This is a genomic window from Sphingomonas sp. FARSPH (assembly GCF_003355005.1).
In the GTDB taxonomy this organism is placed as follows: domain Bacteria; phylum Pseudomonadota; class Alphaproteobacteria; order Sphingomonadales; family Sphingomonadaceae; genus Sphingomonas.
The window spans coordinates 1,916,185-1,932,715 of sequence record NZ_CP029985.1 but is presented as its reverse complement, the minus strand read 5'-3'; the positions used below and the strand labels follow the sequence as shown (position 1 = coordinate 1,932,715).

The window sequence follows — 16,531 nt, the reverse complement described above, 5'->3', positions numbered from 1 at the left end:
CATGCGTCAGCCGGCCTTTTTTATGTCCTTATCAATCCGCGAAAGGATCGCGGACCAGGATCGTGTCCTCGCGCTCCGGGCTGGTCGACACCAGCGCGACGGGGCAGCGGATCAGTTCCTCCACGCGGCGGATGTATTTGATCGCCTGCGCCGGCAGATCGGCCCAGCTGCGCGCGCCCGCGGTCGACTGCTGCCAGCCTTCCATCTCCTCATAGACCGGCTCGACATTCGCCTGGTCGGCGGCATGCGCCGGGAAATAGTCGAGCGTCTCGCCGTTCAGGCGATAACCGGTGCAGATCTTCACCGTGTCGAACCCGTCGAGCACGTCGATCTTGGTCAGCGCGATACCGGTGATCCCGCCGACCGCCGCCGACTGGCGCAGCAGCACGGTGTCGATCCAGCCGCACCGGCGCTTGCGCCCCGTGACCGTGCCGAACTCATGACCGCGCTGCCCCAGCCGCTCGCCCGTCTCGTCGTCGAGTTCGGTGGGGAAAGGCCCCGATCCGACGCGCGTGGTATAGGCCTTGGCGATACCCAGCACGAAGCCGACCGCCGCCGGCCCCAGCCCCGATCCGCCCGCCGCTGTCCCTGCGATCGTGTTGGACGAGGTGACGAACGGATAGGTACCGTGGTCGACGTCGAGCAGCACGCCCTGCGCGCCTTCGAACAGGATGCGCTTGCCGCGAGCTTTGGCTGCGTTGAGGTCGCGCCATACCGGCTTGGCGAAGGGCAGCACGAAGCCCGCGATCTCGCGCAGTTCCGCGATCAGGCCGTCGCGGTCGATCGGCGCGGCGTTGAACCCGGCGCGCAGCGCGTCGTGGTGCGCGAGCAGCCGGTCGAGTTGTGGACCCAGATCGTCGAGGTGGGCGAGGTCGCAGACGCGGATCGCGCGCCGGCCGACCTTGTCCTCATACGCCGGACCGATGCCACGGCGCGTCGTGCCGATCTTGCCGGCGCCGCTCGCATCCTCACGTAAGGCATCAAGGTCACGGTGCAGCGGCAGGATCAGCGCGCAGGTATCGGCGATACGCAGCGTCTCAGGCGTGGCATGGACGCCCTGCGCCGCCAGTCGCTCGATCTCCGCCTTGAGCGCCCAGGGGTCGAGCACCACACCGTTGCCGATGACGGACGGCGTGCCGCGCACGATGCCCGAGGGCAGCAGCGACAATTTGTAGACGTTGTCGCCCACGACGAGCGTGTGGCCGGCATTGTGCCCGCCCTGGAAGCGCACGACCATGTCCGCACGCTCCGCCAGCCAGTCGACGATCTTGCCCTTGCCCTCGTCGCCCCATTGGGCGCCGATCACCGCGACGTTCGCCATGTACAGGTCTCCACCTGCCGGCCAGACCCGGCGCGCCCTTCGACAGGACTCGGCGCGGCGGGATTTCCAGTGAGTGCGGGCGGGCGGTTAGCCGGGCGGAAGCGCCCGGTCAACCGCCCACACGGTTTCGAGAGTGCTGCCTAGAGCGCCCGCGCCGCGCCATCCTGCCACACATGCGTGCACAGCTGCGCCGCTGGCGTATCGCCCGGCTCCAATGCGGCGACGGTGACCCAGCCGGCAGCACGCATCGCGGCGCCCTCCGCAGGCGCGGTGCCGAAGGGCAGGAACAGGCGGCGGCGCGGCGTGGGTGCGGCGGTGGCGACGATCGCGTCGGCGTTGAGCGAGAAACCGGTAGCCGCCTCTTCCGCACCATCCGCATGGACGATCGTATAGGTACCGCCGCGCCCGACCTCGCGGCTGGCGCCGGCGACGAACAGCGAGAAGCCGAGCCACGACTGATATTCGAATCCGTGCCGCTCGGTCGGATCCAGCGTCAGCGTCGCATGCTCGCCCAGCGTGGCGGCGATCGCCGAGAGCGCGTCGAGCCGGCTCGTCAGCGCGCGATGGGCATCGAATGCGCGCAGCCGCTCCACCGCGACCGCGAACGGCCCGGCCGCCTCGACCAGCGGCAGATAGGCGGGCGCCAGCGTCGCGACGGTACCCGCGTCCTTCGCATCGAGCGCCGCGCGCAGCGGCTCGATTGCCTCCGCCGCAACCGGCATCGGCCCGGCGGCGAGCGTCGCGACGAGGTCGGGCAAGGTGAAGTCGATCGACAGACCACCGGCCCCCGCCGCAGCAAGCGCCTCCACCGCGACGCCGACGACCTCCTGCGCCGCCGCAACCGAATCGAGACCGATCAGCTCGCACCCGATCTGCCGCCAGGCGCGCGCGGGCGACAGTTGATCGGCGCGCAGCCGCAGCACCGGGCCGGCATAGGACAGGCGCACGGGGCGCGGGTGGTGGCCCATGCGCGTCGCCGCGATGCGCGCGACCTGCGCGGTCATGTCGGGGCGGATCGCCAGCGTGCGTTGCGAGACAGGGTCGACGAAACGCACCGCATCGGTCAGCGCGCCATCCTTCAGCCGCGACGACAGGCCGTCGGCATATTCGGCAAGCGGCGGGTCGGCACGCTCGTAGCCATGCAGGCGCGCCGCCTCCAGCACGCGCGCCTCGATCGCGGCGGCGGCGTCGGCATGCGGCGGCAGGCGGTCGTGGAATCCCTCGGGGAGCAGGCCGGTCGTCATCATGGTTCGCGCGATAGCGGGGTTGCGCCGAACGCGCCACGGGGCTTTGCGCCCCTACCCTCACCCTTCGCCCGCGGCACTCTTCCCTATCTCATTGGGGTAGGGAAGAGACGGCGAAGCCGGCGACCGGGTGAGGACGCGCGTGAGGCGCGCCTGCCGACCTAGAACGACAGGCCCATCGCGGTCTTGACCCCCGGCAACGCCTTTACCCGCGCGAGCAGCTCGCCGCCGACCGGCTCGTCGACCGACAGCAGCAGCACCGCCTCGCCGCCCGCCGAGCGGCGGCCGAGGTGGAAGGTGCCGATGTTGACGCCCGCCTCGCCCAGCGTCGTGCCGAGGCGGCCGATGAAGCCGGGCGCGTCCTCGTTGACGACGTACAGCATCTGGCCCGCGAGATCGGCCTCGACCTTGATGCCGAACAGCTCGACGAGGCGCGGCGCCTGGTCGCCGAACAACGTGCCCGCGACCGATCGTTCGCCTTCCGCGGTCTTCACCGTGACGCGCAGCAATGTGTGATAATCACCCTCGCGGTCGTGGCGCACCTCGCGCACGTCGAGTCCGCGCTCCTTCGCCAGGAAGGGCGCGTTGACCATGTTCACCGTATCGGAATGGACGCGCATCAGCCCGGCGAGCACCGCGCCGGTGATCGGCTTCTGGTTGAGCTCCGCCGCCGCACCCTCGACCTCGATGGCGATGCCGGTCAGCGCCCCGTGCGACAGCTGGCCGACGAGCGAGCCGAGCTTTTCGGCGAGCGCCATATAGGGCTTGAGCTTCGGCGCTTCCTCGGCGGACAGGCTGGGCATGTTGAGCGCGTTGGTGACGCCGCCCGATACGAGGAAATCGGCCATCTGCTCGGCGACCTGGATCGCGACGTTGACCTGCGCTTCGGTGGTCGACGCGCCGAGGTGCGGCGTCGAGACGAAATTCGGCGTGCCGAACAGCGGCGAGGCCTTCGCCGGCTCCTCGACGAAGACGTCGAGCGCGGCGCCCGCGATGTGGCCGCTATCGAGCCCTTCCTTGAGCGCCGCCTCGTCGATCAGCCCGCCGCGCGCGCAATTGATGATGCGCACGCCCTTCTTGGTCTTGGCGAGATTCTCGGCCGACAGGATGTTGCGCGTCTGGTCGGTCAGCGGCGTGTGCAGCGTGATGAAGTCGGCGCGCGCCAGCAGCTCGTCCAGCGTCACCTTCTCGACCCCCATTTCCAGCGCGCGCTCGGGCGTCAGGAACGGGTCGAACGCGACGACCTTCATCTTGAGCCCGCGCGCCCGGTCGGCGACGATGCTGCCGATGTTGCCCGCACCGATCAGGCCGAGCGTCTTCGACGTCAGCTCGACGCCCATGAAGCGGTTCTTTTCCCACTTGCCGGCCTGCGTCGAGGCATCCGCCTCGGGTAGCTGGCGCGCGAGCGCGAACATCAGCGCGATGGCATGTTCGGCGGTGGTGATCGAATTGCCGAAAGGCGTGTTCATCACGACCACGCCCTTGGCGGAGGCGGCCGGGATGTCGACATTGTCGACGCCGATGCCGGCGCGGCCGACGACCTTCAGGTTGGTCGCATGCGCCAGGATGTCCTTCGTCACCTTGGTCGAGGAGCGGATGGCGAGGCCGTCATATTGGCCAATGATCGCCTTCAGCTCGTCCGGCGTCTTGCCGGTGATCTCGTCCACCTCGACGCCGCGCTCGCGAAAGATCTGCGCGGCCTTGGGGTCCATTTTGTCGCTGATGAGCACTTTGGGCATGGGTTTTTCCTTGGATGACCAGTCGTCATCCCCGCGTAGGCGGGGATCCAGAGCCGCTGACGATGCGGCCCCTGCGACGACCTGCGTGTCTGGATTCCCGCCTGCGCGGGAATGACGAGTGGATTAGATCAGGCTGCCGACCTGGCGGTCGCATAGGCCCAGTCGAGCCACGGCCCGAGCGCGGCGATATCGGCGGTGTCGACGGTCGCGCCGCACCAGATGCGAAGGCCCGGCGGAGCGTCGCGATAGCCACCGATGTCGTAGGCGGCGTCCTCCGCCTCGAGCAACGAGACCATCTTCTTGATGACGCCCTCGTCGGCATCGACGGTCAGGCAGACGCTGGTCTTCGACCGCGACGCGGGGTCCTGGGCAAGGTGGCCGAGCCAGTCGCGTTCCGCGACGATCTTGTCGAGCGCCGCCGCATTGGCGTCGGAGCGGGCGATCAGGCCGCCCTTCCCCAGCCCCTTCGCCCATTCGAGCGCGAAGATCGCATCCTCGACCGCGAGCATCGAGGGCGTGTTGATCGTCTCGCCCTTGAAGATGCCATCGGTCAGCTTGCCCTTGCTGGTCAGGCGGAACACCTTGGGCAGCGGCCAGGCGGGGGTGTAGCTTTCGAGCCGCTCGACCGCGCGGGGCCCCAGGATCAGCACGCCGTGCGCGCCCTCGCCACCCAGCACCTTCTGCCAGCTGAACGTCGCGACGTCGATCTTGTCCCACGGCAGGTCGTAGGCGAAGACGCCGCTGGTGGCGTCTGCGAAGGAAAGCCCCTCGCGGGTATCCGCGATCCAGTCGCCGTCCGGCACGCGCACGCCGCTGGTCGTGCCGTTCCACGTGAACAGCACGTCGTTGGACCAGTCGACCTGGGTCAAATCGGGCAACTCGCCGTAATCGGCGCGGATCACGGTCGGGTCGATCTTCAGCTGCTTGACCGCGTCGGTGACCCAGCCTTCGCCGAAGCTTTCCCAGGCGAGCGCGGTGACGGGGCGGGCGCCCAGCATCGTCCACATCGCCATCTCGAACGCCCCCGTGTCGCTGCCGGGCACGATGCCGATTCGGTGCGTGTCAGGCAGGCCGAGCAGTTCGCGCATCAGATCGATGCAATATTGCAGGCGCTGCTTGCCCAGCTTCGAACGGTGCGAGCGGCCGAGCACGGCGGTGGCGAGTTTGGCGGGGTCGTAGCCCGGCGGCTTTGCGCAGGGGCCGGACGAGAAATGGGGTCGCGCCGGCTTAGCGGCGGGTTTCGCAGGCGCAAGAGCGGCGTCGGCGAGCGTCGTATCGGTCATGTCAACTCTCCTCACAGAGAGCACGCGCGGCGTTGGGACCGCGTGGCCCGTCGACCGCCCTAAAGACCGACGCGGGTGTTGGCAACGGGCAAACTTCCTCTCCGCGAGTGGCCAGGATTATTGGTCCTGTGTTTCCGGCAGCTCGTCATCGCAGACTTGTTCCGAGGTCCGCAGCGAGGCACAGCAAATGGGTGTCGGGATTTGGGACGAATGGATGCCGGCACAGGTCCGGCATGACGATGGCGGTCGCTTTGGCTCTCGCCGCCTGCGGCAGCCGCGAACGTCCCGCGCCGCCACGCGAATCGATCGCGGTGGTCTCGCCGCGGGTCACGGCGCAATGCCTCGCCGACCTGCGCGCCAATCATGTCGCCTATCGCGTGTTGCCCGACCGCGATTTCGGCAACGGCTGCGGCCTGTCGGGCGCGGTGCAGCTGGTCGAGATCGGCGTGCCCATCACCGGCGTCACCGCGATGCGCTGCGGCGAAGCCCGCGCCTTTTCCGCCTGGGTGCGCAACGCCGTCGGCCCCGCCGCATACCAGATGCTGGGCAGCGAACTGGCGAGCGTACAGGGCATGGGCAGCTATGCCTGCCGCAACGTCGTCGGCACGGCGGGATATGGCGACCGCCGATCGGGCCATGCCATCGCCAATGCGGTCGACGTCGGCGGCTTCACCCTCAAGGACGGACGACGCATCTCGGTCCTCAACGACTGGACCTCGCCCGATCCGCAGGTGCAGGCGTTCCTGTCGGCCATCCATGCCTCCGCCTGTCGCCGCTTCGGCACGGTGCTGTCGCCGGCCTATAATGCGGCGCATCGCAACCACCTGCATCTCGAGGACGATGGCGCGCATTTCTGCCGTTGAGCGCCCCTCGGCTTTGCTCTAACCCGGCATAAATGACCGATACCAAAGTACCCGCGCGCGTCTTTCCTCATGCAAAGCAGGACGCCGAAAGCGCGAAGGCGGCGATATCCACGCCGCAGACCGAGCACCCCGCCTACAAGCTCGCTTTCCAGGACATGGACTTCCTGCTCCGCGACGATCTGCGGCCCGTGCGTTTCCAGCTCGAGCTGCTGAAGCCCGAATTGCTGCTGGAAGAGGCGAAGATCGCCTCCACCTTCGTCATGTACGGGTCGGCGCGCATTCCGGAGCCCGCCAAGGCGAAGGCGCTGCTGGACATGGCGAGTGACGAGACCGCGCGCGCGATCGCCGAGAAGCTGGTGGCCAAGAGCCGCTATTACGAAGTCGCGCGCGAACTGGCGCAGATCGCCAGCCGGGTGCCGCGCGACCAGAACGGCATGCGCCAGTTCGTCGTCTGCTCGGGCGGCGGCCCGTCGATCATGGAGGCGGCGAATCGCGGCGCGACCGACGTCGGCGCCGAATCGATCGGCCTCAACATCGTCCTGCCCCACGAACAGGCGCCCAATCCCTACGTCACGCCGGCGCTGAGCTTCCAGTTCCACTATTTCGCGCTGCGCAAGATGCACTTTCTGCTGCGCGCCCGGGCACTCGCAGCCTTCCCGGGCGGCTTCGGGACGTTTGACGAACTCTTCGAACTGCTGACGCTGATCCAGACGGGCAAGATCAAGCCGATCCCGGTCCTGCTGTTCGGCCGGGAATTTTGGGACAAGGTGGTGAATTTCCAGGCTCTGGTCGACGAAGGCGTCGTCAGCCAGCGCGACCTCGGCATCTTCACCTATGTCGAAACCGCCGAAGAGGCGTGGGACGTGGTGCGCGAATTCTATGAGGAACAGGCGCGCGCCGAGGGGTGAGCCGTTCTTTCGCTCTCCCATCGGGAGAGGGAGGGAGACGCTCAGTGCCGGAAGGGTGAGGGTCGATCGCCAAGGCTAGCGGCGCGCTGGCGGGCCCCGAACGGCCGTCACGCTCCCGCCCTCACCTATCGCCGCCTGCGGCGGCTCTTCCTCTCCCAAAGGGAGAGGAAATGAAGGTTACTTCCCCGCCTTCGCGCCTTCCTTGGCGGCGTTCGGGTCGACCGACGGCGCGCCCGACGCCGGCGTGCCGGTGTTGCCGAGGTTGTTCGCCGCGTCGGCGTTGGCCACCGAATCCTTGGCGGCGGCGGTGGCGGGCTTTTCGCCCGGCTTGCCCGCAGGCGCCGCGCCGGCGGCGGGCGCGGCGGGGAGCGGCAGGTTCGAGCCCTGGCTGTTCAAATAGGCGATGACGTTGGCGCGGTCCTGCGCGTTGCCGAGGCCCGCGAAGGTCATCTTCGTACCAGGCGCGAATTTGCGCGGCGACGTCAGCCACGCGTTCATCTTGTCGAAGTCCCAGTTGCCGCCGACACCCTTCAGCGCATCGGAGAAAGCGAAGCCGCCCTTACCCTGGCCGATCGGCTCACCCAGCGTCGCGTACAGATTGGGACCGATGCCGTTCGCGCCACCCTGGTTGACGGTGTGGCACGCGGCGCATTTCTTGAACACTTCCGCGCCCTTCGCCACGTCGGCGGTCGGCAGCAGCGTCGCGATCGGCACCGCCGCGGCCTCGCCGCCGCCGCCCGCTTCCTCGACACCCTCGATCGCATAGCCCATTTTTTCGGGGCGCTCGCTGTGGAAGATCATCCCGCCGGCGATCGACAGGCCGAGCGCGACGCCACAGGCCGCCAATGCCCAGCCGGCAATCGTGTTGGTGCGGTTATCCATTGCCGGTGTAGCCCCTGTTATCCTCGCCTCTGGGCTGTAACCCATAGGAAAGCCCGTGCGCGCCCGCAAGCGCGCGCTTGCGGGCGGCGGCCCCCGCCTGTTACGCGCGCTGCGATCATGGAGACCTACGCCGCCCCCGCCCGCCCGATCGTCGCCGCGATGACCGCCGCCGCCTTCGCCGATCCGGAACGCGCGGTCGCATTCCAGGGCGCACCCGGCGCGAACAGCCACGTCGCCGCGCTGGAGGCGTGTCCGGACTGCCTGCCACTGCCCTGCTTCTCGTTCGCCGATGCGATCGACGCGGTGCGCGAAGGGCGCGCCGACCGCGCGGTGATCCCGATCGAGAATTCGCTGCATGGCCGCGTCGCCGACATGCATTTCCTGCTGCCCGAATCCGGGCTGGTCATCATCGGCGAGCATTTCGTCGCGATCCGTCACGCACTGATGGGCACCGGCCCGCGCGAGGCGGTGACGCAGGCGATGAGCCATCCGCAGGCGCTGGGCCAGTGCCGCCACTGGCTGAAGGCGCACGGCATCAGCGCGCTCGCCTATCCCGACACCGCGGGGGCCGCCGCCTATGTCGCCGAACTGCGCGATCCGGCGATTGCGGCGCTCGCCCCGCCGGGGGCGGCGGCGATCTACAGCCTCGACCTGCTCGGCGTCGACATCGCGGATGCGGACCACAATACCACGCGCTTCGTCGTGCTGGCGCGCGGCGGCAAGCCGGCGGTCGGAGACGGGCCGTGGATGACGACGCTGATGTTCGAGGTGAAGAACGTCCCCGCCGCGCTCTACAAGGCGCTGGGCGGCCTTGCCACCAACGGCGTCAACGTGACCAAGTTGGAAAGCTACCAGCGCGCCGGCAGTTTCTCCGCGTCCGAATTCTACGCGGATATCGAAGGCAAGCCCGGCGACGTCGCGGTCGACCGCGCGCTGGAGGAACTGGGCTTCCATTCGAAATGGGTGCGCCTGCTGGGCACGTACCGCCGCGCACGCGAACGGGGGTAAGGTTCCAGACGTTTGCTCCACTGACGTGGATGCGGTGCGGGCCCGCTCCTCCACCCGACCTCCCAAAGCATATCCTGGTTGGGAGGCCGGGTGGGGGAACGGGCCGGCACCGCCTCTGATCCAGGACCTTAGCGCGCAGCGCGCTCGGTGAAGTCGTAGTGGATGCGCACCCAGGTGCCGATCATCGGCTTGCCGTTGATCCGCGGCGGGCGGACGCGGAACTGCCACGCCGCCTCACGCAGCCCGCGCGCCAGCCCCGCGCCGACGGGCGATTCGCCGATCTGCTGGCAATCCTCCACCCGATAATCGGGTGCGGTTCGGCACGCGATCTCCGCCCAACTGCCCTCGCGGATCTCCTTGGGCATATAGGGCGAGGTCTGCGACGCGACGGGTTCGCGATACCATTCGGCGGCATAGAGGCGCTGGCCGCCCGGCCCCTTGCCCGCGCCCGGCGTATCGTCGCCCGCGCCCGCATCGCCGCTGTCGCCGCTCGCATCCCCCGCAGCGGCGAGCTCACGCGCGCTCTTCTTGCCCTTGATCTTGCTGACGTCGGTCGCGGCGAACGACGCGCGGTCCATGATCAGCATGTTGTCGGGCACGACCTCGGGCGGTGGGGGCGGCAGCGGCTGGTCCTGCGGCGGGGTCGGTTGCGGCTTCACCTCCGGCGCGCCGCCGCGCGGGGCGGCGGCCGCCTGTTTCTTCGCCTGCGCCTTGCTGGGCGAGGGGCTGCCGGAGGACGAGACGTCGAAGGTGGTGAGCGCCGTCGACGGCCCCATGCGCGTCAGCGGCGAATTGGGGAGCAGCAAGAGCAGGAGGACGATCAGGATATGCGCGACGATCGTCAGCGCCAGGCTGATCGCCCTGCGGCGGCGGTCCGGGGATGATCGATAGGACGCCGCGTACATGCGGCGCATGGCATTAAGGGCTCCGTCGCCCGCGGGCAATCGCCCGCTTCGGCCGTTCGTCGCATGTGTCCGGTATGTTTCTAACCCGCGCGGGCGAACGCCTCCGCCTCGGCGACCTCAGCATCGGTCGGCCGAACGCCGGTGTAGAGCAAGAACTGGTCGAGCGCCTGCAGCGTCGCCACCGCCGCGCCGGTGACGCATTTTTTGCCCGCCTCACCTGCGGCGCGCAGGAAGGGCGTTTCCGCGGGCAATGCGACGACGTCGAACGCGACCTGCGCCGCCGCGATCGCATCGGTCGGGAAGGCGAGCATATCGGCATCATCGCCCGCCATGCCGATCGGCGTGACGTTGACGAGCAGCGACGCGCTCGCCCCGGCAAGATCGGCTTGCCACGCAAAACCGTAAAGGTCGGCCAACCCCCGCCCCGCCGCGGCATTGCGCGCGACGATAGTTCCCGTGCGATGCCCGCGATCGCGCAGCGCCGCCGCCACCGCCTTCGCCATCCCGCCCGATCCGCGCAGCACGAACGGCATCGCCGGATCGACCGCCGCCTCGTCCAGCAACGTGCGCACCGCGCCATAATCGGTGTTGTGCCCGGTCAGTACGCCATCATCGTTGACGATCGTGTTGACGCTGTCGATCGCCGCCGCGGTCGGTGCCAGCGCGTCGAGCAGCGGGATCACCGCCTCCTTGAACGGCATCGAGATCGCGCAGCCGCGGATGCCGAGCGCACGGATGCCGCCGATCGCCGCCGCCAGATCGTGCGTGGTGAACGCCTTATAGACGTAATCCAGCCCGGTCAGTTCGTAGAGGCGGTTGTGGAAGCGCGACCCGAAATTGCCGGGCCGCGCGGCGAGCGACATGCAGAGCCGCGTGTCGCGGCCGATCGGGGGTTTGGCCGGCATGCATTCATCCTTTCGCCCATGGCTTCGTCACGCCGGGCTTGTCCCGGTATCCACGGTTCCGCAAAGAAGGCTATGCGCCGTATGTGCGATACGGTGGATGCCGGGACAAGTCCGGCGCGGCGCAGATATCCGGGAGAGGCCCATGCCACGTCTATCGACCCTTCTGCTCGCCGCCGGCCTTGCCGCGATGCCGGTCGCCGGAAGCGCGCAACAGGCCGTGCCGACGACGCGGCCGGCACCCGCCTCTCCCGCCGACCTTTACGGCCCGCTGTTCGTCGCGGTGCAGACGCAGAAGATCTTCCCCGACGGCAAGACGTTCGTCGATGCGGTGCCGAAGCGCGATCCGGCGGCGATCATGGCCGATTTCGACCGCGCGCGGATCGGCGACCTGAAGGCGTTCGTGCTCGCCAATTTCACCGTGCCCGGCGTCAACGATCATGATGCGGGCGACATGCGCGCGCATATCCGCGCGCTCTGGCCGATGCTGGTGCGCCAGCCCGCCGCCGGGGTGCCGGGCGGCTCCGCGCTGCCGCTGCCCGAACCCTATGTCGTCCCGGGCGGACGGTTTCGCGAGATGTATTATTGGGACAGCTATTTCACGATGCTGGGCCTGGCCGCGGACGGACAGCAGCCGCTGATCGAATCGATGCTGGCGGACTTTACCAGCGTGATCGAGCGTTACGGTCATATCCCCAACGGCATGCGCAGCTATTACCTCAGCCGGTCGCAGCCGCCGTTTTTCGCGCTGATGCTTGACCTGTCGCGGGATACGGATCCCGCGCGCGCCGCCCGACGGCTGGCGGCGCTGCGCCGGGAATATGCCTGGTGGATGAAGGGGACGGACTGCGTCGCCGCGACCGGCGCGTGCGCGCGGGTGGTGCGCATGCCCGACGGCAGCCTGCTCAACCGCTATTACGACGATCGTGACACGCCGCGCGACGAATCCTACGCCGAAGACGTCGCGACCGGCACCGCGGCGGCCGCCGCGGGGCGCGACACCGCCGCCGTCTATCGCGACCTGCGCGCCGCGGCGGAAAGCGGATGGGACTTTTCGAGCCGCTGGCTGGCGGATGGCCGCACGCTGGCGACGATCCGCACCACGCAGATCGTGCCCGTCGATCTCAACAGTCTGATGCTGGCGATGGAGCAGCGGATCGCGACGCGCTGCGCCGCCGCAGGCGATGCTGCTTGCGCCGCCGATTTCCGCCAGCGGGCGATCCGGCGACGTACGGCGATCACGCGCTATCTGTGGGCACCGGGCGAGGCGCGATTCGCGGACTGGGACATGGCGGCGAAGCGGCCGACGCCGGCGGTCACCGCCGCGATCCTCTACCCCCTGTTCGTGGGGGCGGCTTCCCCGGCGCAGGCGCGCGCGACCGCCGCGCTGGTCCGTGCGAAGCTGCTCGGCGAGGGCGGGCTGCGCACGACGACCGCCAGCACGGGGCAGCAATGGGACGAGCCCAACGGCTGGGCGCCGCTGCAATGGATCGCGATCGACGGCCTGTCGCGCAACGGCGAGAAGGCACTGGCGAAGGAGATCGCCGGCCGCTGGATGACGACGGTGGCGCGCGCCTATGCCGAAACCGGCAAGATGCTGGAGAAATACGACGTTGCCGAACGCAAGGCGGGCGGCGGCGGCGAATATCCGACGCAGGACGGCTTCGGCTGGACCAATGGCGTCGCGAGCGCGATCGACGCGCGCTGGCCGGGCCTCGCCAAAGAGAAGTGAGGATGCGCCCCGCCCCGTCCGCGGGAGGGGCGCACCGGACTATCCCGCCAGCCCGAGCCAGTGCCGCGCCCGCGTCAACCGCACGAACAGCAGCCGCTCGACCAGCAGCACCGCGATCAGGGTCACACCGAACAGCGGCAGCAGCACGCCCAGCGCCACGATCACTGCGATCAGGCTCATCGCCAGCGCAGGACGCGGGCGCGGATGCGGCGCGCCCAGCACGCCATCGGGCCGCCGGCGCCACCACAACACCACGCCGCTGACCGCCAGCAGCATCAGACCGAGCGCGGTGAGCAGATTCACGAGCTGGTTGAGCCAGCCATACAGCGCGCCCTCGTGCAGCGCGACGCCATAGCCGACGATCCGGTCGACCAGCCGCCGCTGCGCGAAATCCTTACGCGACAGGATGCGGCCATCGGCGTTTAGCTCGACGTCGGTGCGCAGCGGCCGGTCGGCGGCGTCGGACTTGGCGGTCCACGGCTGCCCCATCCCCGCGGGCGGCGCGATCAGCACCGGCGCGGCAAGGTCGAGCGGCCGCACCGCCGCGATCATCCGGTCGAGCGGCGCGTAGGACTGGCGGGGATGGTCCATCGTCATCCCGCCATGTTCGGCATGCGCGCCCTCCATCGCGCGCGTGCCCTTGGTCGCCGCGCCGATCGTCCAGTCCTGCTTCACCGGGCCGCCCTCCACCGCGGTGCGCACGGTCTTCAGATACGTGCCCCAGCTCTTCGCCCAGGGCAGGCCGGAGACGAGCAACAGCAACGTCATCGCGGACACCCAGAAGCCGGTGACGCCGTGCAGGTCGCGCCAGAACCGCCGCCCGCCCGCGGTCAGCCGCGGATAGACGACGCCCGCCAGCCTGCCGCCGCGCGGCCACCACAGCACCAGCCCGGTCAGCACCATGACGATCGTCCACGATGCGGCCAACTCAACGACGTACGAGCCGACATCGCCCGCCAGCAGTTCGCCATGCAGGCGAAAGACGATGCGCATTAGCCGGTCCTGCTCGCCCACCGTCTTCAGCACGACGAGCGTCTGCGGATGGACGTAGACGCGCGTCTCGCGCCCGTGCGCGCCGACGATCACCTGCACCGCCTGATCGGGCGTATCGGGTAGCTGATACCGGTGCAGCACCGATCCCGGCACTGCGGCGAGCGCGGCATCGACCTGCGCCGCAGCGGTAGCACGCGGGCCCGGCCCTGCGACATGGGCGTAGGGCCGGTCGATCAACGCCTCCACCTGCGGCCGGAACAGATAGGCCGCGCCGGTCAGCGACAGCCACAGGACGAAGGGGATGCACAGCAATCCGGCATAGAAATGCCAGCGCCAGATCGTCGGATAGCCCGGCCAACGCCGCGCCTTTCGGGATACGGTCATGGTCAGAACCTCGTCTTGATGCCGGCGTAGACCGTGCGCGGCTGGCCGGCATAGATGCTGCCCGTCGTCCCCTGCAGCACGACGGCCGGGTTCTGCTGCCCCGTTGTGGGGTTCAGGCTGTCCGCGATGACCGACGCGGATCCGACATAGGTTTCGTCGAACAAATTCTGCACGCTGGCGAACAGGCTGACGCGCCGCCACCAGTCCGCGCCCGCGGGCGGATCGTAATGCAGGTTGAGGTTGACGAGCGTGTAGCCCGGCACGCGCAACAGATTGCCGTTGTCGATCGGATAGCGATCGCGCCAGCTTGCCTCGACGAACCCGCCCAGTCCCTGCAAGCCCCCGCGCGGCTGATCGTAGCCTGCGCGCACATTCGCCATGTTGGGGACCACGCCGGGAATGGGATTGCCCGCGCGATCGATCACGACCGACGTCGTGCCCGCGGTCAGCCGCTCCGCGAAGTCGGTATAATATTGGTCGTTGTAGCTGTAGCTCGCGAGCAGCTTGGCCCCCGATACCGGATGCCAGTCGAGCCCCAGCTCGACGCCGCGGTGCACCGACCGCGGCGCGTTGGTGGTATAGGATAACAGGTTCACGCCCGCCGATTGCGTCACCAGTTCGTTGCGGAACCATTCGTAATAGCCCGTCACCTCGGCGCTCAGCGTGTCGCCCAGCGTCAGCGCCGCGCCAATATCGACACCGGTGTTGCGCTGCGCCTTCAGCGCGACGTTGTTGCCCGGCACGCCCGCGCTGGTCACGAACAGGTTGCCGCCCTGCGGAATGCCGTAACCCGTGCCGATGCGGGCATGCAGCCCAACCGCGCGCGTTGCCTGCCACAGCACCGATGCTTCGGGCGCGACGTTCCAGAATCGGCGATCGGCGGGGATGACGGTGAGCGTCGGAATGCCCCCCACCGGATAGGCATAGGCCGTCTGGCGCATGCGGATGTCGGATCGTTCCGCGCCGATCCCCGCGATCAGGCGCACGTCGCGCGTCACCGCCACTTCCTCGCGCGCGCGCGCGCCCAGGTTGCGGACGTCGCCGAATACCGTCTGCGTCGGCGCGCCGATGCCGTTGCGGCCGGCGGGCGTCTTGTTGAAGCTGTAGCTCTGGTTGTCGAGATAGTTGTAAAACAGCCCGAAGAAACCGGTCGCGTCCAGCCCGAACAGGCGGTGGCGATCGGTCAGGTCGGTCGACAGGTTATAGCTGTCGAGCGTCCCCTTGAACGGCGTGGCGCTGGTCGGCTGGTTGACGACGCGGCTGTCGAACGTCGCCTGCGTCCGCAGCGTCGTGTCGCCGTCGAAGTCATGCTCCCAGCGCGTGCCGACGATCGTACGGCGATCGTTGCGGGCAAGGTCGCCCTCCGCCGCGCTCTGCGCGATCCGCGCGCCGTTGACGCCGTTGACCAGCACCGCGATCGTGCCGCAGCCGGCCGCCGCGCTCGCCGCCCGATCGCAACCTTGCTGATACGGATTGGCGAGATATTGATTGTACGACAGCCGCGTCGATAAACGGAACAACCCCTCGTTGTAGATGAGCTTGCCGGTCAGCCGGTCGTGGTCGCCGAGCGCAATGGTGACGAGGCCGTTCAGCGTTCCCGTCTCGTAGCCGCTATGCCCCGTCGCGCCGTCGCCGCCGGCGAGGCTGGCGAACAGGCTGTATTCGTAGGTCGCGCCGACGTTGCCGATCGTCGCATAGGCATTGGCATAGCCGTCGCCCCCAAAGTCGGTGCCAACCTCCGCGCCGCGGATGTCGCGCCCGCGGCGGGTGCGGAAATTGATCGCGCCGCCCAGCGCGTAATTGCCGTAACGGGCGGACGATGGCCCCCGCACGACGTCGACCGCGCCATAGGCGTGCGGGTCGGTCAGGTCGAACCGGGCAAGGCCATCGGGCTGGGTGACGGGGAAATCGTCCTCGAACACCTGCAGGTTGCGCGCACCGAAGCTGTTGCGCGCGTTGGAGCCGCGCACTGATACGCCGACGTCGCGCGGGCCGTTGCCCTGGATGACGACGACGCCCGGCGACAAGCGGACGATATCCGCGATCGTCGTCGCGGGGGTGTTGCGGAACACGGCGTCGCGAACCGTCGTCACGGTCTGCCCGCGCACGTCGGTGGTCAGCGACAGCGCGCGACCGGTGACGACGACGTCGTCGGCAAGCGCGCGCTGCTGGTTCGCCGCGCCGGACGTCGTGGCAGGTGTCGCGGGCGCAGCCGCCTGGGCGTCGAGGGCGCGCAGTTCGGCATCGATCGCGGCGCGTTCGCGCAAGAGGGCGGCGCGCCGGTCGGCAGGCGAATCGCCCTGCCCCGCCGCCAGTGCGGCGACGAGGAACAGGCTTGTGATGGGCATGATGGTCCCCTGTGAGATC

At 69.0% G+C, this 16,531-nt stretch carries 13 protein-coding genes; 4 read left to right on the top strand and 9 right to left on the bottom strand.

The features are described from left to right. Positions 1–31: 31 nt before the first annotated feature. From DM480_RS09265 to DM480_RS09250, 4 genes are all read right to left on the bottom strand, one after another. Positions 32–1,321 (bottom strand): adenylosuccinate synthase, encoded by a 1,290-nt coding sequence (locus DM480_RS09265; RefSeq protein WP_115378565.1) that lies wholly within the window; start codon positions 1,319–1,321, stop codon positions 32–34. A 140-nt stretch (positions 1,322–1,461) separates the two neighbouring features. After that, on the bottom strand, positions 1,462–2,568 hold the full coding sequence (locus DM480_RS09260; protein WP_115378564.1) for an ATP phosphoribosyltransferase regulatory subunit: 1,107 nt from the start codon (positions 2,566–2,568) through the stop codon (positions 1,462–1,464). Positions 2,569–2,726: 158 nt separating this feature from the next. Then, positions 2,727–4,304, bottom strand: a complete 1,578-nt coding sequence (serA, locus tag DM480_RS09255; protein WP_115378563.1) for a phosphoglycerate dehydrogenase — start codon at positions 4,302–4,304, stop codon at positions 2,727–2,729. A gap of 128 nt (positions 4,305–4,432) precedes the next feature. Then, positions 4,433–5,587 carry a phosphoserine transaminase gene (locus tag DM480_RS09250; protein ID WP_115378562.1) on the bottom strand — a complete coding sequence of 385 codons (1,155 nt, stop codon included), beginning with the start codon at positions 5,585–5,587 and terminating at the stop codon, positions 4,433–4,435. Between the two features lie 233 nt (positions 5,588–5,820). Between DM480_RS09250 and DM480_RS09245 the strand changes: the two genes are divergently transcribed. Together DM480_RS09245 and DM480_RS09240 are read left to right on the top strand one after the other, a co-directional pair. After that, positions 5,821–6,450 carry an extensin family protein gene (locus tag DM480_RS09245; protein WP_232833935.1) on the top strand — a complete coding sequence of 210 codons (630 nt, stop codon included), beginning with the start codon at positions 5,821–5,823 and terminating at the stop codon, positions 6,448–6,450. A 32-nt stretch (positions 6,451–6,482) separates the two neighbouring features. Continuing rightward, the gene (locus DM480_RS09240; protein ID WP_115378561.1) at positions 6,483–7,358 is read left to right on the top strand and encodes a TIGR00730 family Rossman fold protein; all 876 of its coding nucleotides are present in this window, start codon (positions 6,483–6,485) and stop codon (positions 7,356–7,358) included. Positions 7,359–7,535: 177 nt separating this feature from the next. On the opposite strand, the gene DM480_RS09235 is transcribed toward DM480_RS09240, so the two are convergent. Then, complete coding sequence (locus DM480_RS09235; protein ID WP_115378560.1) at positions 7,536–8,240, bottom strand: c-type cytochrome; 705 nt, start codon at positions 8,238–8,240, stop codon at positions 7,536–7,538. Between the two features lie 117 nt (positions 8,241–8,357). Between DM480_RS09235 and DM480_RS09230 the strand changes: the two genes are divergently transcribed. After that, positions 8,358–9,248, top strand: a complete 891-nt coding sequence (locus tag DM480_RS09230) for a prephenate dehydratase (RefSeq protein WP_115378559.1) — start codon at positions 8,358–8,360, stop codon at positions 9,246–9,248. A gap of 128 nt (positions 9,249–9,376) precedes the next feature. On the opposite strand, the gene DM480_RS09225 is transcribed toward DM480_RS09230, so the two are convergent. Both DM480_RS09225 and DM480_RS09220 read right to left on the bottom strand, forming a co-directional pair. Then, positions 9,377–10,162, bottom strand: coding sequence for a hypothetical protein (locus DM480_RS09225; protein ID WP_232833934.1), 786 nt, complete (start codon positions 10,160–10,162; stop codon positions 9,377–9,379). Between the two features lie 71 nt (positions 10,163–10,233). Then, the gene (locus tag DM480_RS09220; RefSeq protein ID WP_115378558.1) at positions 10,234–11,058 is read right to left on the bottom strand and encodes a shikimate 5-dehydrogenase; all 825 of its coding nucleotides are present in this window, start codon (positions 11,056–11,058) and stop codon (positions 10,234–10,236) included. 142 nt (positions 11,059–11,200) lie between these two features. On the opposite strand from DM480_RS09220, the gene treF reads away from it, so the two are divergent. Further along, a complete protein-coding gene (gene treF, locus DM480_RS09215) occupies positions 11,201–12,787 on the top strand; it encodes an alpha,alpha-trehalase TreF (RefSeq protein ID WP_115378557.1) in 1,587 nt (528 codons plus the stop codon). A gap of 39 nt (positions 12,788–12,826) precedes the next feature. Here treF and DM480_RS09210 read toward each other — a convergent pair whose 3' ends face one another. Both DM480_RS09210 and DM480_RS09205 read right to left on the bottom strand, forming a co-directional pair. Further along, positions 12,827–14,164, bottom strand: coding sequence for a PepSY-associated TM helix domain-containing protein (locus tag DM480_RS09210; RefSeq protein WP_115378556.1), 1,338 nt, complete (start codon positions 14,162–14,164; stop codon positions 12,827–12,829). Between the two features lie 2 nt (positions 14,165–14,166). Further along, positions 14,167–16,512, bottom strand: a complete 2,346-nt coding sequence (locus tag DM480_RS09205; RefSeq protein WP_115378555.1) for a TonB-dependent receptor family protein — start codon at positions 16,510–16,512, stop codon at positions 14,167–14,169. Positions 16,513–16,531 lie beyond the last annotated feature (19 nt).